The organism is Citrobacter sp. Cpa228 (genome assembly GCF_030333085.1).
GTDB classification, from domain to species: Bacteria; Pseudomonadota; Gammaproteobacteria; order Enterobacterales; family Enterobacteriaceae; genus Citrobacter; species Citrobacter pasteurii.
On record NZ_JAOWGQ010000037.1, the window covers coordinates 16,154 to 36,167 of the forward strand.

A 20,014-nucleotide genomic window follows, 5' to 3' on the forward strand; every position below is an offset into this window, starting at 1 on the left:
TGTACCTTATGGCGCGTACGGGAGGGGAGAAAAACAAAAGGCCGGAATTTCCGGCCTTTTCGATTAACGCACGCTTATTTTTCCTGAAGTCCGAGTTTTTTCTCCAGATAGTGGATATTGGTTCCACCATGCTGGAAGTGCTCGTCATTCATGATGCGGATCTGCAGATCAACGTTGGTTTTGATGCCATCGATGATCAGTTCCTGCAATGCGTTTTTCATGCGGGCGATAGCGACGTCGCGGTTTTCGCCGTAGCAAATCAGCTTACCGATCATTGAGTCATAGTACGGAGGTACAGTGTAGCCTGCGTAAATATGAGACTCCCAGCGCACACCAAATCCACCCGGCGCGTGGAAACGCGTGATTTTACCCGGGCTTGGCAGGAAGGTGTTCGGGTCTTCGGCGTTGATACGGCATTCCACCGCATGGCCCTTAACCACAACTTCGTCCTGCTTGATGGACAGCGGTTGTCCCGCAGCGATACGCAGCTGCTCTTTGATCAGGTCAACGCCGGTGATCATTTCAGTTACCGGGTGTTCAACCTGAATACGGGTGTTCATCTCAATGAAGTAGAACTCGCCGTTTTCGAACAGGAACTCGAAAGTACCTGCCCCACGATAGCCGATATCAACGCACGCTTTGGCGCAACGCTCGCCGATGTAGCGACGCAGTTCCGGGGTAATGCCCGGTGCTGGTGCTTCTTCGACGACTTTCTGGTGACGACGCTGCATGGAGCAGTCACGCTCAGCCAGATAAATCGCGTTACCCTGACCGTCTGCCAGCACCTGAATTTCGATGTGGCGTGGGTTTTCCAGGTACTTCTCCATGTAGACCATGTCGTTGTTGAAAGCCGCTTTCGCTTCCGCTTTGGTCATGGAGATGGATTGTGCCAGTTCGGCATCGCTGCGCACGACGCGCATACCGCGACCGCCGCCGCCGCCGGAGGCTTTGATGATAACCGGATAACCGATGCGTTTAGCATGCGCGCGGTTAGCGTCCATGTCGTCGCCCAGCGGGCCGTCAGAGCCTGGAACGGTCGGTACGCCAGCTTTCTTCATGGCGGTGATCGCAGACACTTTGTCGCCCATCAGGCGGATAGTGTCGGCTTTCGGGCCGATGAAGATAAAGCCGGAACGTTCTACCTGTTCAGCAAAGTTGGCGTTCTCAGAGAGGAAGCCATAACCCGGGTGAATTGCCACCGCGCCGGTGATTTCAGCGGCGCTAATGATTGCCGGGATGTTCAGATAGCTTTTTACGGACGGAGCCGGGCCAATACAGACCGTCTCATCCGCCAGCAATACGTGTTTTAAATCGCGATCCGCGCTTGAGTGCACTGCGACAGTCTTGATGCCCAGTTCTTTACAGGCACGAAGAATACGCAAGGCAATCTCGCCGCGGTTAGCGATGACAATTTTATCCAACATGTTCGCCTCGTTATTCGATGACGACCAGCGGCTCGTCAAATTCTACCGGTTGACCACTTTCTACCAGAATCGCTTTCACTACGCCGGATTTGTCGGCTTCGATCTGGTTCATCATTTTCATGGCTTCAACGATGCACAGGGTATCGCCCGCATTGACTTTCTGGCCGATTTCGATGAACGCTTTCGCGTCCGGGCTCGGGGTGCGGTAGAACGTACCAACCATTGGGGAGCGTACGATGTGACCACTGATTTCCGCTGCTGCCGGCGCTTCCATACTTGGAGTAGCAGTCTGTGCAACAGCGTTAGACAGAGCTGGCTGCTGCATCACTGGTGCAGCATAAGCCTGTTGCATCATTGGAAAACTTGCAGCTGGCGCTGCACGGCTGATGCGTACAGACTCTTCGCCTTCAGAAATTTCCAGTTCGGAGATGCCTGATTCTTCAACCAGCTCGATCAGTTTTTTAATCTTACGAATATCCATGAGTGGGTTCCGTACTCTTTGTTTAGTGAGATTGTGACAGGCGTTTTACCGCCGTCTGTATAGCATTTTTATAACAGTGAGTGACAAGATGCCACGCATCTCAGGCGTTGCACTGCGTGCTGCGGCCATTATATGAGATTGCCAGACTTGTTAGTCATTGTGCGGCTATCTTCTGTCATTTTCGGGTAAAAGACAAAATATACCTTCAATATGCGATTGTCACCCTTTCTGCGCTGTAAAAACGCTACCGGGGAGAGCAAAGGCGCACATTATAACTATTTCGTAGCAATTGGCAGCTAAATACTGGTCTTATCAGGGAAGATAATCAACCGCTGGCATGTAAAGAACATGGGTTCGTCTGTGTTTTGCAACGTACTGCACATATCGTGAAACTACCGCCACCACTGGCGAAACTTCTTGTAGCGGTAGGCTAACAGCACCGCTGCAAGTGCGGCATAAATAATCGGTTGTGGAGAGATAATTTTTACCGACCACATATAATGTATGGGTGCCAGGATCGCCACAAGATAGACGAAGTTGTGCAGATACTGCCAATATTTACCCAGTTTTCGCTGGGCTGCCTGTGTAGAGGTTAAGGTGAGGGCGAATAAGATGACCCAACTGACAATACCCAGCATCAAATAAGGTCGCGTGATTAACTCCCGTCCTAACAACGCCAGATTATTAATGCCCAGCTCCAGGAGCGCATAGCTGGTTAAATGTAATGTCGCCCAGGCAAAACACCATAGCCCTAACAGGCGACGCGTGCGTATCAATAATGGCTGTTTAGCGTAGCGCGCCAACGGCGCGACCAGCAAGGTAGCCAGTAAGAATTTCAGAGCTGTCCGACCGGTAAAGTGCTGAATGTCTTTGACCGGATCGGCGCTCAGTCCCCCATGATTTACCGCCCAAAATAGCCAGAGAAACGGTAAAAGTCCGGCAAGATGCAGGCAAACTTTCAGCCAGGTAATCTGTTTTGCAGTCAGGCGCACTTAAAAATTCTCCCGCAGATCGAGACCCCGGTACAGGGAAGCGACTTCCTTTGCATAGCCGTTAAACAGCAACGTGGGCTGGCGCTGTACATCCAGTATGCCGCCCGCGCCGATGAAGCGTTCAGTCGCTTGTGACCAGCGGGGATGATCGACATGCGGATTCACATTGGCATAAAAACCGTATTCATCGGACGCAGCCATATTCCAGGTGGTTGGCGGGCGTTCACGCGTCAGTTTAATACTGACGATCGACTTAATGCCTTTAAACCCGTATTTCCATGGCACCGTTAAGCGAATAGGGGCACCATTTTGTGGCGGAAGTGCCTTGCCATACACGCCCACGGTAAGCAGCGTGAGCGGATGCATGGCCTCATCCAGACGTAGCCCTTCAACATAGGGATATTTTAACCCACCGCCAATAAAGCGATCTTTCTGTCCCGGCATCTCTTCGGGAGCATAGCGTGTTTCGAACGCGACATATTTTGCATTGCTGGTGGGTTCAACCAGCGCTAACAGTTTATGTAAAGGAAAACCAATCCACGGTACGACCATCGACCAGGCTTCAACACAGCGCATTCGATATATACGCTCTTCCAGTGGGAAACGGGTGGTTAAGTCATCATGATCGAGCGTCAACGGTTTAGCGACTTCACCGCTGATTTTCAGCGTCCAGGGATCGGTTTTCAGACTGCCGGCATTGGCTGCAGGATCGGCTTTGTCGAGGCCGAACTCGTAGAAGTTGTTATAGCCAGAAACTTTATCTTCTGGTGTTAAAGGAAGCGTATTTTGCCAGGCTGTCGGCTTGGTGAAATCAAGGGGTTTACCGGCAGGCGCGGGCGGACGGTCATTGCCTTTAAACCAGCTCAGAAGATCGGCCTCGGCAGAAAAGGGCAAAGACAAAGCGGCGGCGCTGATACCCAGCGCTTTCAACACCTGGCGGCGCTGCATAAAAAAAGCCGACTCGGCTGTTACATCGGCTTCAGTGAACGGACGTATTTTCTTCATAACGGACTCCCGACATACGCGCAAAGGCTCATACTGGCGCGTAGTTACTATGGCAGGGAGTCCGTCAATGTGCAGAGAAATTTAGTTAATTAAATGTAAATTTGTATCTGCGAATTGTTTTATTGCACCTTCACCAGCGTACGGCCCTGCACCTGGTTATTGATGATGGCATCGGCAAACTTCGGTGCATCGGCAAGCGTGATTTCTGTCGCTGCCTGGGTATAGAACGACTCTGGCAGGTCGTTAACCAGACGTTGCCAGGCCTGTGCACGACGAGCCGGAGGCGTCATCACGGAGTCGACGCCCTGTAAACGCACGTTGCGCAGAATAAACGGCATCACCGTGGTGGGTAGCGCAAAACCGCCAGCCAGACCACAGGCGGCAACACAACCGCCATAGTTCATCTGCGCCAGTACTTTTGCCAGCACTTTGTCGCCAACGGTATCAATGGCACCCGCCCACAGTTGTTTTTCCAGCGGACGAGATTCAGCAAACTCATCACGACCCAGAATGCGGTTGGCTCCCAGGCTTTTCAGGTAGTCGTGGGTGCTTTCGCGGCCCGATACTGCCGCAACCTGGTAACCCAGTTTGTGCAGTAGCGCAACGGCAGTACTGCCTACACCACCGCTGGCGCCGGTGACGACGATTTCGCCGTCTTCCGGGCGGATACCGGCATCTTCAAGCGCCATGACGCACAGCATCGCGGTAAAACCGGCGGTGCCAATGACCATGGCTTTGCGACCGTCCAGTCCTTTTGGCAGCGCAACCAGCCAGTCGCCTTTCACACGAGCGCGTTCGGCCAGCCCACCCCAATGATTCTCACCCACGCCCCATCCGGTCAGTAAGACTTCCTGACCTGCATGAAAACGAGGATCTTCACTTGTGCGTACGGTACCGGCGAAATCGATACCAGGAATCATCGGAAAATTGCGGATAATTTTACCCTTGCCGGTGATGGCGAGGGCATCTTTATAGTTCAGGCTCGACCAGTGAACATCCACCGTCACATCGCCTTCAGGTAGCTGATTTTCGTCGAGGGGTTGAACGGATGCGAGGGTTTTTCCGTCCTGCTGTTCTAAGATCAAAGCCTGCATAACCTGTCCTCAATTCATATAGTGGATTGGAAAATTATCTGTGAAGACTATACTCGCTAATTAAAACATGATGCCGATTCTGCGCAATAAATTGCCAGATATACCTGATTTGGTAGTATGCCCACATTATTTGTGTAAATTGACGGATTTCGCGTTCAGTTTTGCATTTTCGTGTCGCTTTTTCACTTTCACACCTGATTCATCACTGTCGGAGTTAACACAAGGATGCGATTAACGACGAAATTTTCAGCCTTTGTCACGCTGCTTACCGGGTTAACGATTTTCGTGACGCTGATAGGTTGCTCGCTGAGTTTCTATAACGCTATTCAATATAAGTTCACCACTCGCGTCCATGCCGTCGCGACGGCGATCGATACCCATCTGGTCACCAGGGATGTCGTGTCCTTAACGCCGCAAATTGATGAATTAATGATTTCGGTTGATATCGTCCGTATTGAATTGCTTCAGGGTGACCGCGTTGTTTATAGCCATTCCCGAACCAGCAGCTACCGCCCGGCGGGGACGAATAACCTTTATCGCGATCTCACCGTGCCATTGGTCAAGCATCCGGGGATGTCGCTGCGTATGGTTTACCAGGATCCGATGGGCAACTATTTCCATTCGTTGATGACCACGGCACCGCTTACGCTATCGATAGGCTTTATTATCCTGATGCTGTTTTTGTCGGTACGCTGGCTTCAACGTCAACTGTCCGGACAGGAATTACTGGAGATTCGTTCAACGCGGATCCTCAACGGTGAACGCGGGCCAAATGTGCGGGGAACGGTCTATGAGTGGCCAGCGCGTACCAGTAGTGCGCTCGACATGCTACTGACCGAAATTCAAAATGCTCGTGAGCAGCGCAGCAGGTTGGATACGCTAATTCGCTCCTATGTCGCGCAGGATACAAAAACGGGGCTGAGCAACCGCTTGTTCTTTGATAACCAACTGGCGACGCTGCTGGAGGATCAGGAAAAAGTCGGCTCGCATGGTGTGGTGATGATGGTTCGTCTGCCGGACTTTACGCTGCTACGCGAGAGCTGGGGCATTACCCAGGCGGAAGAACAAATTTCAACGCTTATCAATTTGTTGTCCACCTTTATGATGCGCTATCCAGGCGCACTGTTAGCGCGTTACCACCGAAGTGATTTTGCCATCCTGCTGCCACACCGCACGTTAAAAGAAGCGGAAAGCATTGCCGGGCAACTCTTAAAGGCGGTGGATGCACTTCCGGCTAATAAAATGATCGATCGTGCCGATATGGTTCATATTGGCATTTGTGTCTGTCGCAGCGGTCAATCTACTGAACAAGTTATGGATCACGCTGAGGCGGCCACCCGGAATTCAGTATTACAAGGCGGGAACAGTTGGTCGGTGTATGACGACTCTCTGCCGGAAAAAGGCCGGGGCAATGTGCGCTGGCGAACGCTGATTGAGCAGATGCTCAGTCGGGGCGGACCGCGAATTTATCAAAAACCTGCCGTAACGCGTGAAGGGCGGGTGCACCATCGCGAGCTTATGTGCCGTATTTTCGATGGCAGCGAAGAGGTCATCTCGGCGGAATATATGCCGATGGTGCTGCAATTTGGTCTGGCGGAAGAGTATGACCGTCTGCAGTTAAGCCGTCTCATCCTGCTTTTGGGTTACTGGCCGCAGGAAAATCTGGCGATGCAGACGACGGTTGAATCGCTCATTCGCCCACGTTTTCAGCGTTGGCTGCGAGATACGCTGATGCAGTGCGAAAAATCGCTACGTAAACGCATAATTATTGAACTTGCTGAGGCGGATGTTTGTCAACACATCAGCCGGTTACAACCGGTTATCCGATTGATGGATGCGCTTGGCGTACGTATCGCCGTTACGCAGGCCGGTTTAACGTTGGTGAGTACCAGCTGGATCAAAGAGCTGAATGTCGAATTGTTGAAGCTTCATCCCAGTCTGGTGAGAAACATTGATAAGCGAACGGAAAATCAGTTGCTGGTTCAGAGCCTGGTAGAGACGTGTACCGGAACGCCAACGCAGGTTTATGCCACGGGCGTTCGTTCGCGCAGCGAGTGGCATACCCTGACCGAACGTGGAGTCGCGGGTGGGCAGGGTGATTTTTTTGCCGCATCACAGCCACTTGACACAAACGTGAAAAAATATTCGCAAAGATACTCGGTTTAACCTGCCGTTTAATTTGTTTTCACGTAGAATAACGCGCGCTGTGCCTTCTGGGGGTGTGCTTGTCTGCTCGCCAGGTTGTAACAGCAAACATGCAGGTGAATGACCTTTGACAGGTTGCAAACAAAAGCGAGGACTGCTGCTGAGTTTTTCAGCCCTGATGGACTCAGGCCGGTTTTGTAACAAAGGAAACGAACTGCACTAATTTTCACCGTAGCAGATGATTTTTGCGCCTTGTCGCTGCTGCGTGTGGTTGGTAAAGTAAGCGGATTTTGTTTTCCGCCCCAGCTTTCAGGATTATCCCTTAGTATGTTGAAAAAATTTCGTGGCATGTTTTCCAATGACCTGTCCATTGACCTGGGTACCGCGAATACCCTTATTTATGTAAAAGGACAAGGCATCGTATTGAATGAGCCTTCCGTTGTGGCCATTCGTCAGGATCGTGCCGGTTCGCCGAAAAGCGTGGCTGCAGTAGGTCATGATGCGAAGCAGATGCTGGGTCGTACGCCGGGCAATATCGCTGCAATTCGCCCAATGAAAGATGGCGTTATCGCTGACTTCTTCGTGACTGAAAAAATGCTCCAGCACTTTATCAAACAAGTGCACAGCAACAGCTTCATGCGCCCAAGCCCGCGCGTACTGGTGTGTGTACCGGTTGGAGCAACTCAGGTTGAACGCCGTGCCATCCGTGAATCCGCTCAGGGCGCAGGTGCTCGTGAAGTGTTCCTGATCGAAGAGCCGATGGCGGCAGCGATCGGTGCGGGCCTGCCTGTTTCTGAAGCAACCGGCTCAATGGTTGTCGATATCGGTGGTGGTACCACAGAAGTCGCCGTTATCTCTCTGAACGGCGTAGTTTACTCCTCCTCCGTGCGTATTGGTGGTGACCGCTTCGACGAAGCCATCATTAATTATGTTCGCCGTAACTACGGCTCGCTGATCGGTGAAGCTACCGCGGAACGTATTAAGCACGAAATCGGTTCTGCTTATCCTGGCGACGAAGTACGCGAGATTGAAGTTCGCGGTCGTAACCTGGCAGAAGGTGTTCCACGTGGCTTTACCCTGAACTCTAACGAGATCCTGGAAGCGCTGCAGGAACCCCTGACCGGTATCGTAAGCGCGGTGATGGTTGCACTGGAACAGTGCCCGCCAGAGCTGGCGTCTGACATCTCAGAACGCGGTATGGTCCTGACCGGCGGTGGTGCGCTGCTGCGTAACCTTGATCGTCTGTTAATGGAAGAGACCGGTATTCCAGTTGTTGTTGCCGAAGATCCGCTGACCTGTGTGGCTCGCGGTGGCGGTAAAGCACTGGAAATGATCGATATGCACGGCGGCGACTTGTTCAGCGAAGAGTAATCGGATGCAGGAAGGGTAGCCATGGGTTGCTCTTCCGCTCTGATGCGAGAATACGCATAGACTATGAAGCCAATTTTTAGCCGTGGCCCGTCGCTACAGATTCGCCTTATTCTGGCGGTGCTGGTGGCGCTCGGCGTTATTATTGCCGACAGCCGCCTGGGTACGTTTAGTCAAATCCGAACGTATATGGATACCGCCGTCAGTCCTTTCTACTTTATCTCTAATGGTCCCCGTGAATTACTCGACGGCGTGTCGCAAACGCTGGCTTCTCGTGACCAACTCGAACTTGAAAACCGGGCGTTGCGTCAGGAACTGCTGCTGAAAAACAGTGAACTGCTGATGCTGGGGCAATATAAACAGGAGAATGCGCGTTTGCGTGAGCTGCTGGGATCGCCGCTGCGCCAGGACGAACAAAAAATGGTGACGCAGGTCATCTCAACGGTTAACGATCCTTACAGCGATCAGGTTGTGATCGACAAAGGGAGTGTTAACGGCGTTTATGAAGGTCAGCCGGTCATCAGCGATAAAGGCGTAGTGGGCCAGGTCGTTGCGGTGGCTAAACTGACCAGCCGCGTACTGCTGATTTGTGACGCGACGCATGCGCTGCCAATCCAGGTATTGCGTAACGATATTCGCGTGATCGCTGCCGGTAACGGTTGCACGGACGATCTTCAGCTTGAACACCTGCCGGCTAATACTGACATTCGCGTTGGCGATGTGCTGGTGACCTCCGGTCTGGGTGGGCGTTTCCCTGAAGGCTATCCCGTCGGTGTCGTTTCCTCTGTGAAGCTGGATACCCAGCGCGCATACACCGTGATTCAGGCGCGTCCGACGGCGGGTTTACAGCGTTTACGTTATCTGCTGCTGCTGTGGGGGGCCGATCGCAATGGCGCTAACCCGATGACGCCGGAAGAAGTGCACCGTGTAGCTAATGAACGTCTGATGCAAATGATGCCGCAAGTCCTGCCGGCACCGGATGCCATGGGGCCTCCTGCGCCAGTTCCTGCTCCGGCGACAGGTGTAACGCCGGTTCCTGCAACAACCACGCCGTCACAACCTGCTCCGCGTAAGCCGGGAGGGCAGTAAGTGGCAAGCATCCGTCACCAGGGACGTTGGGTCATTTGGCTCTCGTTCCTAATTGCATTTCTGCTGCAAGTCATGCCCTGGCCGGACGAGATCCTCGTTTTCCGGCCGAACTGGGTGCTGCTCATTCTGCTGTACTGGATCCTGGCGCTGCCGCATCGCGTAAATGTGGGCACAGGATTTATCGTGGGTGCCATACTGGATCTCATTAGCGGCTCTACGCTTGGTGTGCGGGCATTGTCGATGAGTATCATTGCTTATCTGGTCGCACTGAAATTTCAGCTCTTCCGTAACCTCGCGCTCTGGCAGCAGGCGCTGGTAGTTATGTTGTTGTCACTGGTCGTGGATATTATTGTTTTCTGGGCCGAGTTTTTAGTGATCAACGTCTCTTTCAGACCTGAAGTGTTCTGGAGTAGTGTAGTAAATGGTGTGCTTTGGCCATGGCTATTCTTACTGATGCGTAAAGTCCGCCAGCAGTTTGCGGTGCAATAAAGGTTGATATGAATACTCTGTATCTTGCTTCAGGTTCTCCACGTCGTCAGGAGTTGCTCGCTCAGCTTGGTGTTACGTTTGAACGGGTGGTTCCTGGAATTGAAGAACAGCGGCACCCGCAGGAAAGCGCCCAGCAGTATGTTGTTCGTCTGGCGCGTGAAAAAGCGCAAGCGGGCGTAGCACTGGCTGAGCGCGATTTACCTGTGCTGGGAGCGGATACCATTGTGATCCTTAATGGCGAAGTGCTGGAAAAACCACATGATGCCGACCATGCAGCAGCGATGCTGCACAAACTGTCAGGTAAAACGCATCAGGTCATGACGGCTGTCGCATTAGCCGATCGCCAGCACAGCCTGGACTGTCTGGTGGTGACGGAAGTGACATTCAGAGCACTAACAGATGAGGACATCGCGGATTATGTTGCCAGCGGTGAGCCTATGGATAAAGCAGGTGCATACGGTATTCAAGGGTTGGGTGGCTGTTTTGTCAGGAAGATCAATGGCAGCTATCACGCCGTAGTCGGCTTACCGCTGGTAGAAACGTATGAGTTGCTGAGCAATTTTAACGCACTGCGTGAGAAAAGGGATAAACATGACGGCTGAATTGTTGGTAAACGTAACGCCATCGGAAACGCGGGTGGCGTACATTGATGGCGGTATTCTGCAGGAAATTCATATTGAACGTGAGGCGCGACGCGGAATCGTAGGCAATATCTACAAAGGTCGTGTAAGTCGTGTACTTCCGGGTATGCAGGCGGCTTTTGTAGATATTGGGCTGGATAAAGCCGCATTTCTCCACGCATCAGACATCATGCCGCATACCGAATGCGTAGCGGGTGAAGAACAAAAACAGTTCACTGTGCGCGATATCTCCGAACTGGTGCGTCAGGGGCAAGACCTGATGGTACAGGTGGTGAAAGATCCTCTGGGCACGAAGGGCGCACGCCTGACGACGGATATCACGCTTCCTTCCCGTTATCTTGTTTTTATGCCTGGCGCCTCGCACGTGGGGGTTTCTCAGCGAATCGAGAGCGAAACTGAACGCGAGCGACTGAAGAAAGTGGTGGCGGATTACTGCGACGAGCAGGGCGGATTCATCATTCGCACGGCGGCTGAAGGCGTATGTGAAGAAGACCTTGCCTCTGATGCTGCTTACCTGAAGCGTGTCTGGACGAAGGTCATGGAGCGTAAGAAGCGCCCGCAAACGCGCTACCAGATGTATGGTGAACTGGCGCTGGCGCAGCGCGTTCTGCGTGATTTTGCCGATGCTCAGTTAGACCGAATTCGCGTCGATTCCCGCCTGACCTATGAAGCGTTGCTGGAATTTACGGCGGAATACATCCCTGAGATGACCAGCAAACTGGAACATTACAGCGGACGCCAGCCTATTTTTGATCTCTTCGACGTTGAGAATGAAATCCAGCGCGCGCTCGAACGTAAAGTTGAGCTGAAGTCCGGCGGCTATCTGATCATCGACCAAACCGAAGCGATGACCACCGTCGACATCAACACCGGCGCGTTTGTTGGGCATCGTAATCTCGACGACACTATCTTTAATACTAATATTGAAGCAACGCAGGCCATTGCCCGTCAGTTGCGTCTGCGTAACCTCGGCGGCATTATTATTATCGATTTTATCGACATGAATAATGAAGACCACCGCCGCCGGGTGCTGCACTCTCTGGAGCAGGCGCTGAGCAAGGATCGCGTAAAAACCAGTATCAACGGTTTTTCACAGCTGGGTCTGGTAGAGATGACGCGCAAACGCACGCGCGAAAGCGTGGAGCATGTGCTGTGTAACGAGTGCCCAACCTGCCACGGACGTGGCACGGTGAAAACGGTGGAAACCGTGTGCTATGAAATCATGCGTGAAATTGTGCGCGTTCACCATGCATATGAATCCGATCGTTTCCTGGTTTATGCCTCTCCTGCGGTGGCTGAAGCCCTGAAGAGTGAAGAATCGCATGCGCTGGCGGAAGTGGAAATCTTTGTCGGCAAACAGGTCAAAGTACAAGTCGAACCGCTCTATAACCAGGAGCAGTTTGACGTGGTAATGATGTAAATCGTGTAGTGGCACCCGCGCATGTAGGCCGGATAAGGCATAAGCGCCGCTATCCGGCAATATTCACTCAAGGGGTGTGAGTCACATTTTTTGGCAGACAAGGAGAGGCGCGTGAGGCGATTGCCGGGGATTTTACTGCTCACTGGAGCCGCATTCGTTGTCGTCACAGCGCTGCTGGTCAGTGGGCTGCGCCTTGCTCTGCCGCATCTCGATAGCTGGCGTCCGACCATTCTGGGTAAGATCGAATCTGCCACCGGTATTCCCGTTTCCGCCAGCCAGCTTTCTGCTAACTGGCAAAATTTTGGCCCTACGCTCGAAGCACTCGATATTCATGCACAGCTGAAAGACGGTGGCGAATTCTCGGTAAAGCGTGTCACGCTGGCGCTGGATGTCTGGCAAAGTTTGCTGCACATGCGCTGGCAGTTTCGCGATCTCACCTTCTGGCAACTGCAGTTGCGCACCAATACGCCGATCCAACGCGGCGATAGCGGCGACGGGATTGAAACCAGCCACATCAGCGATCTGTTCCTGCGCCAGTTTGACCATTTTGATCTTCGCGACAGCCAGGTCAGTTTTTTGACCCTGTCAGGCCAGCGCGCGGAACTGGCGATCCCTCAGCTAACCTGGTTGAACGGTAAAAACCGGCATCGTGCTGAAGGCCAGGTCAGCCTCTCCAGCCTGACCGGCCAGCACGGTGTTATGCAGGTGCGTATGGATCTGCGTGATGATGACGGCCTGCTGAATAATGGCCGAGTCTGGCTGCAGGCTGACGACATCGACGTTAAGCCGTGGTTGGGGAAATGGATGCAGGACAATGTTGCGCTGCAAACCGCGCGCTTTAGCCTGGAAGGTTGGATGACGCTCAGCAAAGGCGAAATCTCTGGTGGCGATGTCTGGTTGAAAAAGGGCGGCGCAAGCTGGAAGGGGGAGAGCAACATCCACACGCTGTCCGTCGATAACCTGACTGCGCATATCAGCCGTGAGCACTCCGGTTGGTTGTTCGCAATCCCGGATACGCGCATCACGATGGATGACAAACCCTGGCCGAGCGGGGCATTAACGCTGGCCTGGTTCCCTGAGCAGGAAGTAGGGGGCGCTAATAACAAGCGCAGCGACGAATTACGTATTCGCGCCAGTAACCTGGAGTTAGCCGGGTTAGAGGGGCTACGTCCGATGGCCGCTAAGTTATCTCCGGCATTGGGTGATATCTGGCGGGCCACGCAACCGAGCGGCAAGATAAACGTGCTGGCGTTGGATATCCCGTTACAGGCGACCGAAAAAACCCGTTTCCAGTCCTCGTGGACCGATCTGGCCTGGAAACAGTGGAAGCTGCTGCCGGGGGCAGAACATTTCTCCGGTACATTGTCTGGCAGCGTGGAAAATGGCGCATTAACGGCCTCCATGAAGCAGGCAAAAATGCCGTATGAAACCGTCTTTCGTGCCCCGCTGGAGATAGAAGATGGCGTGGCAACGCTCTGTTGGCTGAAGAATGAAAATGGCTTTCAGCTAGACGGGCGCAATATTGACGTTAAAGCGAAAGCGGTACATGCGCGTGGCGGTTTTCGTTATCTGCAACCAACAGGTGATGAACCGTGGCTGGGGATTCTGGCGGGGATTAGCACTCACGATGGCTCCCAGGCCTGGCGCTATTTCCCGGAAAACCTGATGGGAAAAGAGCTGGTTGATTACCTCAGTGGGGCAATTCAGGGCGGTGAGGCGGATAACGCAACACTGGTTTATGGCGGTAACCCACATCTGTTCCCGTATTTGCATAACGAAGGTCAGTTCCAGGTGCTGGTGCCGCTGCGTAATGCAAAATTTGCCTTCCAGCCGGACTGGCCCGCACTGACTGACCTCAATATTGAACTGAACTTCATTAACGATGGCCTGTGGATGAAGACGGATAGCGTCAATCTGGGGGGGGTAAAAGCCACAAACCTGACGGCAAATATCCCTGACTACGCAAAAGAAAAACTGCTGATTGATGCCGACATCAACGGGCCGGGCAAAGCGGTTGGGCCTTATTTCGACGAAACACCGCTGAAAGAGTCGCTCGGTGCCACGCTGGAACAGTTGCAAATTGACGGTGATGTGAGTGCTCGCTTACATCTTGATATCCCGTTAGATGGTTCGCTGGTTACGGCCAAAGGCGATGTGAACCTGCGTAATAACAGTCTGTTTATCAAGCCGCTCGACAGCACGCTGAAGAATTTGAACGGTAAATTCAGCTTTATCAACGGCGATCTCAAGAGCGAGCCGATGACGGCGAACTGGTTTAATCAGCCGCTGAACGTCGACTTTTCCACGACCGAGGGTGCAAAGGCTTACCAGGTTGCTGTGAATCTGAACGGCGACTGGCAGCCAACTCGCATGGGGATACTCCCCGCACAGGTGAGTGAGGCCTTAAGCGGCAGTATGGCGTGGAACGGTAAGGTTGGCATTGACCTGCCATATCATGCCGGAGCGACCTACAACATTGAGCTGAAAGGCGACCTGAAAAATGTAAGCAGTCACTTACCTTCACCGCTGAATAAGGCACCCGGCGAGGCGTTACCGGTGAACGTTAAGGCCAGCGGCAATCTGCGCAGTTTTGATCTGACCGGCAACGCGGGCAGTAAGAATCACTTTAACAGCCGCTGGTTGCTGAATCAGAAACTGACGCTTGACCGCGCAATCTGGACGTCGGAAAGCCGTACCGTGCCCGCGTTACCCGATCAGCAAGGCATCGAACTTAATCTTCCGCCCATGGATGGTGCGCAATGGCTGGCATTGTTCCAGAAAGGCGCGGCGGATAATGTCGGAAGTAATGCGAACTTCCCGCAGCGTATTGCGGTGCGCACGCCTTCTTTATCATTGGGCGGCCAGCAGTGGAATAACCTGAGCATTGTGTCTGAACCTGGGCTTAATGGTACCAGCGTACGGGCGCAGGGGCGTGAGATTAACGCCACATTGGCTATGCGCAATAATGCGCCGTGGCTTGCCAATATCAAGTACCTGTATTACAACCCGAGCGCTGCAACGTCATCACCAAATACAACGCCAGCCTCGCCGTTCTCTGCTATCAATAACGTCAGTTTCCGTGGCTGGCCGGATGCGCAGATACGCTGCGAAGAGTGCTGGATGTGGGGGCAAAAATATGGGCGTATTGATGCCGATGTCGCGATTAAAGGCGACACGCTAACGCTGAGTAACGGTTTGTTGGATACAGGCTTTGCCAGACTGACCACCGATGGCGTGTGGGTGAACGCGCCGGGCAAGGAGCGTACATCACTGAAAGGAAAGCTGAATGGCAACAAGATTGATTCAGCCGCGGGTTTCTTTGGCGTATCTACCCCGATTCGTAACTCTTCCTTTAACGTCGAGTACGATCTGCACTGGCGTAATCCGCCCTGGGATCCGGATGAAGCTTCACTGAATGGCATTTTGCGCACCCGTTTAGGCAAAGGTGAATTGACTGAACTTAGCACCGGACATGCGGGGCAACTGTTACGTCTGCTGAGCTTTGATGCGCTATTGCGTAAACTGCGCTTTGATTTTAGCGATACGTTCAGCGAAGGTTTTTACTTTGACTCTATCCGCAGTACGGCATGGATCAAAGACGGTGTGATGCACACTGATGATACGCTGGTGGATGGCCTCGAAGCTGATATCGCCATGAAAGGTTCGGTGAATCTGGTGCGTCGCGAACTGGATATGGAAGCCGTTGTCGCTCCTGAAATTTCTGCCACCGTTGGGGTGGCCGCGGCGTTTGCCGTCAACCCGATTGTTGGCGCGGCGGTATTTGCCGCCAGTAAAGTTCTGGGGCCGCTGTGGAGCAAAGTTTCAATTCTGCGCTATCGCATCACCGGTCCGGTCGATAAGCCACAGATTAACGAAGTTCTGCGCCAGCCGCGCAAAGAAAGCCAGCAATGATTTGACGGGGGCGAGTAATTGCCCCAATCTCAACATAGAACTTCTACCGCAGTCCGTAGGCCGGATAAGGCGTTTACGCCGCCATCCGGGCATTGAAGCGCCTGATGGCGACGCTGGCGCGTCTTATCAGGCCTACAACAGTAACTAATGAGTAGCAAAAACGATGAGTCTGAACCTGGTAAGTGAACAATTGCTAGCGGCGAATGGCCTGAAACATCAGGATCTGTTTGCCATCCTGGGCCAACTGGCCGAACGCCGTCTTGATTACGGCGATCTCTATTTTCAGTCGAGCTATCACGAATCCTGGGTTTTAGAAGACCGCATCATTAAAGATGGTTCTTACAATATCGATCAGGGTGTTGGCGTGCGCGCCATCAGCGGCGAAAAAACAGGGTTTGCCTATGCAGACCAGATTAGCCTGCTGGCGCTGGAGCAAAGCGCTCATGCTGCCCGTACTATCGTGCGTGACAACGGTGACGGCAAGGTAAAAACGCTGAGGGCGGTGGAGCATCAGGTGCTTTATACCTCAGTTGATCCCCTGCAGAGCATGAGCCGTGAAGAGAAGCTGGATATTCTGCGCCGCGTAGACAACGTGGCGCGTGCTGCCGACAAGCGCGTTCAGGAAGTGACCGCCAGTCTGACCGGTGTTTATGAACTGATTCTGGTGGCGGCGACCGACGGTACGCTGGCCGCTGACGTCCGTCCGCTGGTGCGTTTGTCCGTAAGCGTACAGGTGGAAGAGGACGGTAAGCGCGAGCGCGGCGCCAGCGGTGGCGGCGGTCGTTTTGGCTATGACTATTTCCTTGCCGATCTCGATGGCGAAGTCCGTGCTGATGCATGGGCGAAAGAGGCCGTACGTATGGCGTTGGTTAATCTCTCTGCGGTAGCGGCGCCAGCGGGTACGCTGCCGGTGGTACTCGGTGCTGGATGGCCTGGCGTTCTGCTGCATGAAGCGGTCGGTCATGGTCTGGAAGGTGACTTTAACCGCCGTGGCACGTCGGTGTTCAGCGGTCACATGGGTGAGCTGGTGGCGTCAGAGCTGTGCACCATCGTTGATGACGGCACAATGGCGGATCGTCGTGGTTCTGTGGCTATTGATGATGAAGGCACACCGGGTCAGTACAACGTGCTGATCGAAAACGGTATTCTGAAAGGCTACATGCAGGACAAACTGAATGCACGTTTGATGGGGGTGGCGCCAACGGGTAACGGTCGCCGTGAATCTTACGCGCACCTGCCGATGCCACGTATGACCAACACCTATATGCTGTCGGGGAAATCTACGCCGCAGGAAATCATCGAATCCGTTGAATACGGTATTTATGCGCCTAACTTCGGCGGCGGCCAGGTGGATATCACCTCCGGGAAATTCGTGTTCTCTACCTCCGAAGCGTATCTGATTGAAAACGGTAAAGTGACCAAACCGGTGAAAGGCGCAACGCTGATTGGCTCCGGTATCGAAGCGATGCAGCAGATTTCGATGGTGGGTAACGACCTGAAACTGGATAACGGGGTTGGCGTGTGCGGTAAAGAAGGCCAGAGCCTGCCGGTTGGCGTGGGCCAGCCGACGCTGAAGGTGGATAACCTGACCGTGGGTGGCACCGCATAACATCATGATGTATGCCCGATAAGCACCAGTGCCATCGGGCATCTTGCCGGATGCGGCGTCAACGCCTTATCCGGCCTGGACTCTTTTTATTTCTCTTTTCCCCGACCGTACATTCCCTGAAACAGCTGCGCCACATCAACAAAATAATCGGTCAGATAGTTAATCACCACCTGCACTTTGAGCGGTAGCTTATCCTTTTCGGTGTACAACGCATACACCGGACGTGGATCTGACTGGTAACGGGGGAGCAGGATCTCCACTTCGCCACGATTGATCTCATTGATCACCCACATCAGCGGTACATAGGCAATGCCCGCGCCTGCCGCCAGCCAGCGCACCAGCGTCATCGGATCGTTGGTCACAAAACGTCCCTCTGGGATCAGCCGAGTCGAAATGCCTTCCGGTGCGATAAGCTCGAATTCATTATCCGGACGCACGCTGTATTCCAGCCACGAGTGGTTGCTGAGATCGGCGGGTTTCTCTGGAACGCCAAACTGGGCGAGATAACTTTTTGCCGCGCAGACCACCATCGGCATGGCGCCCAGACGACGTGAAAACAGGCTGGAGTCTTGCAATGCGCCGACGCGGATAACCACGTCCAGACCATCGGCGATTAAATCAGGCGCCGGGATACCGGTGACCAGATTGACCGTCAGGCCGGGGTACTCTTTCAGCATTGTGGCGGTCAATCCGGCGAGGACATTTTGTGCCATGGTTGAAGAACAGCCAATGCGCAGGGTGCCGATGGGCGTGTTGTTAAAGGCATATAGCTGCTCGTGGACATCCTGCGCTTCGTGCAGCATCCGGCGGCAACCCTGATAATAAATTTTACCCGCCTCGGTAAGTCCAATGCTGCGCGTGCTGCGGTTTAGCAGCTTAACCTGCAACTCATCTTCCAGTTTGGATACCGTCTGGCTTATCGATGAAACGCTCATTTGTAGCTGTCTTGCGGCGGCGGTGAAGGAGCCCAGTTCGACAACTTTGGCGAACACCGACATACGTTTTAATCGTTCCATTGTTCACTCTGGCTTAAAAGTGATTTAGATCACATAATATAGATAACAGCATAACAGTTACGTTAATATATTATTATTCAAATAACGGCTATGTCGCTCTCGCCTGGCTCATCCTTGCCCTTCTCTGCGGTGACATACGCTAGAAAATCTATCATCTGCACTCTCTTACGTTACCAAGGTCAACATGAGTCTGTTTCCCGTTATCGTGGTGTTTGGTCTGTCCTTCCCACCGATTTTTTTCGAATTACTTTTGTCACTGGCGATTTTCTGGCTGGTGCGCCGGGTGCTTGTTCCGACGGGCATCTATGATTTTGTCTGGCATCCGGCTCTGTTTAACACCGCGCTGTATTGCTGTCTGTTCTATTTAATAACGCGCCTGTTCGTTTGAGGTTGAAGTGAAAACACTAACAAGAAAACTCTCCCGCACGGCCATTACCGTGATACTGGTCATTCTGGCCTTCATCGCTATTTTCCGCGCATGGGTGTTCTACACCGAGTCGCCGTGGACGCGTGATGCGCGTTTCAGCGCCGATGTTGTTGCCATTGCGCCGGATGTTGCGGGCCTTATTACCAACGTTAACATCCATGATAACCAACTGGTGAAAAAGGATCAGATCCTGTTCACCATCGACCAGCCACGCTATAAAAAAGCCCTCGAGCAGGCCGAAGCTGACGTGGCCTATTATCAGGTACTGGCGCAGGAAAAACGCCAGGAGGCTGGTCGTCGTAACCGACTGGGCGTGCAGGCTATGTCTCGTGAGGAGATCGACCAATCAAACAACGTCCTGCAAACCGTATTACACCAGCTTGCGAAAGCACAAGCGACCCGCGACCTGGCGAAATTAGATCTGGAACATACCGTTATCCGCGCGCCGGCAGACGGCTGGGTGACTAACCTGAACGTCTATAGCGGCGAATTTATCACGCGCGGCTCCACGGCGGTGGCGTTGGTCAAACAGCATTCTTTCTATGTGCTGGCGTATATGGAAGAAACCAAACTGGAAGGCGTCCGCCCTGGGTATCGCGCTGAAATCACCCCGCTTGGCAGTAATAATGTGTTGAAAGGCACCGTCGATAGCGTGGCGGCTGGCGTAACGAATGCCAGCAGCACGCGGGATGCGAAAGGTATGGCAACCATTGACTCCAATCTTGAATGGGTGCGTCTGGCGCAGCGCGTGCCGGTGCGTATTCGTCTTGATGAGCAGCAGGGAACCTTGTGGCCTGCCGGGACGACGGCGACCGTCGTCATTACCGGCAAGCAGGATCGCGATGCCAGCCAGGAGTCGTTCTTCCGTAAAATGGCGCACCGTCTGCGCGAGTTTGGTTAAT

At 53.3% G+C, this 20,014-nt stretch carries 16 protein-coding genes; 10 read left to right on the forward strand and 6 right to left on the reverse strand.

Annotated features, from left to right (window positions below; genetic code table 11):
* Positions 1–74: 74 nt before the first annotated feature.
* The 5 genes from accC to acuI form a co-directional block, all read right to left on the reverse strand.
* Complete coding sequence (gene accC / locus OGX91_RS04835) at positions 75–1,424, reverse strand: acetyl-CoA carboxylase biotin carboxylase subunit (RefSeq protein ID WP_003828838.1); 1,350 nt, start codon at positions 1,422–1,424, stop codon at positions 75–77.
* A gap of 10 nt (positions 1,425–1,434) precedes the next feature.
* Complete coding sequence (gene accB, locus OGX91_RS04840) at positions 1,435–1,905, reverse strand: acetyl-CoA carboxylase biotin carboxyl carrier protein (RefSeq protein WP_005121378.1); 471 nt, start codon at positions 1,903–1,905, stop codon at positions 1,435–1,437.
* Positions 1,906–2,297: 392 nt separating this feature from the next.
* Positions 2,298–2,897 carry a protein-methionine-sulfoxide reductase heme-binding subunit MsrQ gene (gene msrQ / locus OGX91_RS04845; protein WP_040234173.1) on the reverse strand — a complete coding sequence of 200 codons (600 nt, stop codon included), beginning with the start codon at positions 2,895–2,897 and terminating at the stop codon, positions 2,298–2,300.
* Positions 2,898–3,902: a protein-methionine-sulfoxide reductase catalytic subunit MsrP gene (msrP, locus tag OGX91_RS04850; RefSeq protein ID WP_005121375.1), complete on the reverse strand. Its 1,005-nt coding sequence runs from the start codon at positions 3,900–3,902 to the stop codon at positions 2,898–2,900.
* A 119-nt stretch (positions 3,903–4,021) separates the two neighbouring features.
* Entirely contained in the window at positions 4,022–4,996 is a 975-nt protein-coding gene (gene acuI, locus OGX91_RS04855) for an acrylyl-CoA reductase (NADPH) (RefSeq protein ID WP_005121374.1), read from the reverse strand.
* A gap of 225 nt (positions 4,997–5,221) precedes the next feature.
* Here acuI and csrD point away from each other — a divergent pair, with 225 nt between their 5' ends.
* The 8 genes from csrD (at position 5,222) to tldD (ending at position 17,669) form a co-directional block, all read left to right on the forward strand.
* A complete protein-coding gene (csrD, locus tag OGX91_RS04860) occupies positions 5,222–7,162 on the forward strand; it encodes an RNase E specificity factor CsrD (RefSeq protein WP_005121373.1) in 1,941 nt (646 codons plus the stop codon).
* A gap of 306 nt (positions 7,163–7,468) precedes the next feature.
* Positions 7,469–8,512, forward strand: coding sequence for a rod shape-determining protein MreB (gene mreB, locus OGX91_RS04865; protein ID WP_000913396.1), 1,044 nt, complete (start codon positions 7,469–7,471; stop codon positions 8,510–8,512).
* 63 nt (positions 8,513–8,575) lie between these two features.
* Positions 8,576–9,598, forward strand: coding sequence for a rod shape-determining protein MreC (mreC, locus tag OGX91_RS04870; protein WP_040234170.1), 1,023 nt, complete (start codon positions 8,576–8,578; stop codon positions 9,596–9,598).
* A complete protein-coding gene (mreD, locus tag OGX91_RS04875; RefSeq protein WP_040234168.1) occupies positions 9,599–10,087 on the forward strand; it encodes a rod shape-determining protein MreD in 489 nt (162 codons plus the stop codon).
* 8 nt (positions 10,088–10,095) lie between these two features.
* Positions 10,096–10,689, forward strand: a complete 594-nt coding sequence (locus OGX91_RS04880) for a Maf family protein (protein ID WP_286625602.1) — start codon at positions 10,096–10,098, stop codon at positions 10,687–10,689.
* The gene (gene rng / locus OGX91_RS04885) at positions 10,679–12,148 is read left to right on the forward strand and encodes a ribonuclease G (protein ID WP_005121368.1); all 1,470 of its coding nucleotides are present in this window, start codon (positions 10,679–10,681) and stop codon (positions 12,146–12,148) included. Before OGX91_RS04880 ends, rng begins: the two co-directional genes overlap by 11 nt.
* Before the next feature lie 111 nt (positions 12,149–12,259).
* A complete protein-coding gene (gene yhdP / locus OGX91_RS04890) occupies positions 12,260–16,060 on the forward strand; it encodes an AsmA2 domain-containing protein YhdP (RefSeq protein ID WP_286625604.1) in 3,801 nt (1,266 codons plus the stop codon).
* A 163-nt stretch (positions 16,061–16,223) separates the two neighbouring features.
* Positions 16,224–17,669 (forward strand): metalloprotease TldD, encoded by a 1,446-nt coding sequence (gene tldD / locus OGX91_RS04895; RefSeq protein ID WP_286625606.1) that lies wholly within the window; start codon positions 16,224–16,226, stop codon positions 17,667–17,669.
* A gap of 86 nt (positions 17,670–17,755) precedes the next feature.
* On the opposite strand, the gene aaeR is transcribed toward tldD, so the two are convergent.
* Positions 17,756–18,685: an HTH-type transcriptional activator AaeR gene (gene aaeR / locus OGX91_RS04900; protein WP_005121365.1), complete on the reverse strand. Its 930-nt coding sequence runs from the start codon at positions 18,683–18,685 to the stop codon at positions 17,756–17,758.
* A 184-nt stretch (positions 18,686–18,869) separates the two neighbouring features.
* On the opposite strand from aaeR, the gene aaeX reads away from it, so the two are divergent.
* On the forward strand, positions 18,870–19,073 hold the full coding sequence (gene aaeX, locus OGX91_RS04905) for a p-hydroxybenzoic acid efflux pump operon protein AaeX (protein WP_003025177.1): 204 nt from the start codon (positions 18,870–18,872) through the stop codon (positions 19,071–19,073).
* Positions 19,074–19,080: 7 nt separating this feature from the next.
* The gene (gene aaeA, locus OGX91_RS04910; protein WP_286625608.1) at positions 19,081–20,013 is read left to right on the forward strand and encodes a p-hydroxybenzoic acid efflux pump subunit AaeA; all 933 of its coding nucleotides are present in this window, start codon (positions 19,081–19,083) and stop codon (positions 20,011–20,013) included.
* The last annotated feature ends 1 nt before the right edge of the window (position 20,014 follow it).

Excerpts from the sequence above, each read along its gene's own strand:
- OGX91_RS04880 (WP_286625602.1), top strand. The coding sequence starts at position 10,096 with ATGAATACTCTGTATCTTGCTTCAGGTTCTCCACGTCGTCAGGAGTTG.
- accB (WP_005121378.1), bottom strand. The coding sequence starts at position 1,905 with ATGGATATTCGTAAGATTAAAAAACTGATCGAGCTGGTTGAAGAATCA.
- rng (WP_005121368.1), top strand. The coding sequence starts at position 10,679 with ATGACGGCTGAATTGTTGGTAAACGTAACGCCATCGGAAACGCGGGTG.
- msrP (WP_005121375.1), bottom strand. The coding sequence starts at position 3,902 with ATGAAGAAAATACGTCCGTTCACTGAAGCCGATGTAACAGCCGAGTCG.
- tldD (WP_286625606.1), top strand. The coding sequence starts at position 16,224 with ATGAGTCTGAACCTGGTAAGTGAACAATTGCTAGCGGCGAATGGCCTG.
- mreC (WP_040234170.1), top strand. The coding sequence starts at position 8,576 with ATGAAGCCAATTTTTAGCCGTGGCCCGTCGCTACAGATTCGCCTTATT.
- aaeX (WP_003025177.1), top strand. The coding sequence starts at position 18,870 with ATGAGTCTGTTTCCCGTTATCGTGGTGTTTGGTCTGTCCTTCCCACCG.
- accC (WP_003828838.1), bottom strand. The coding sequence starts at position 1,424 with ATGTTGGATAAAATTGTCATCGCTAACCGCGGCGAGATTGCCTTGCGT.
- acuI (WP_005121374.1), bottom strand. The coding sequence starts at position 4,996 with ATGCAGGCTTTGATCTTAGAACAGCAGGACGGAAAAACCCTCGCATCC.
- mreB (WP_000913396.1), top strand. The coding sequence starts at position 7,469 with ATGTTGAAAAAATTTCGTGGCATGTTTTCCAATGACCTGTCCATTGAC.
- csrD (WP_005121373.1), top strand. The coding sequence starts at position 5,222 with ATGCGATTAACGACGAAATTTTCAGCCTTTGTCACGCTGCTTACCGGG.
- aaeR (WP_005121365.1), bottom strand. The coding sequence starts at position 18,685 with ATGGAACGATTAAAACGTATGTCGGTGTTCGCCAAAGTTGTCGAACTG.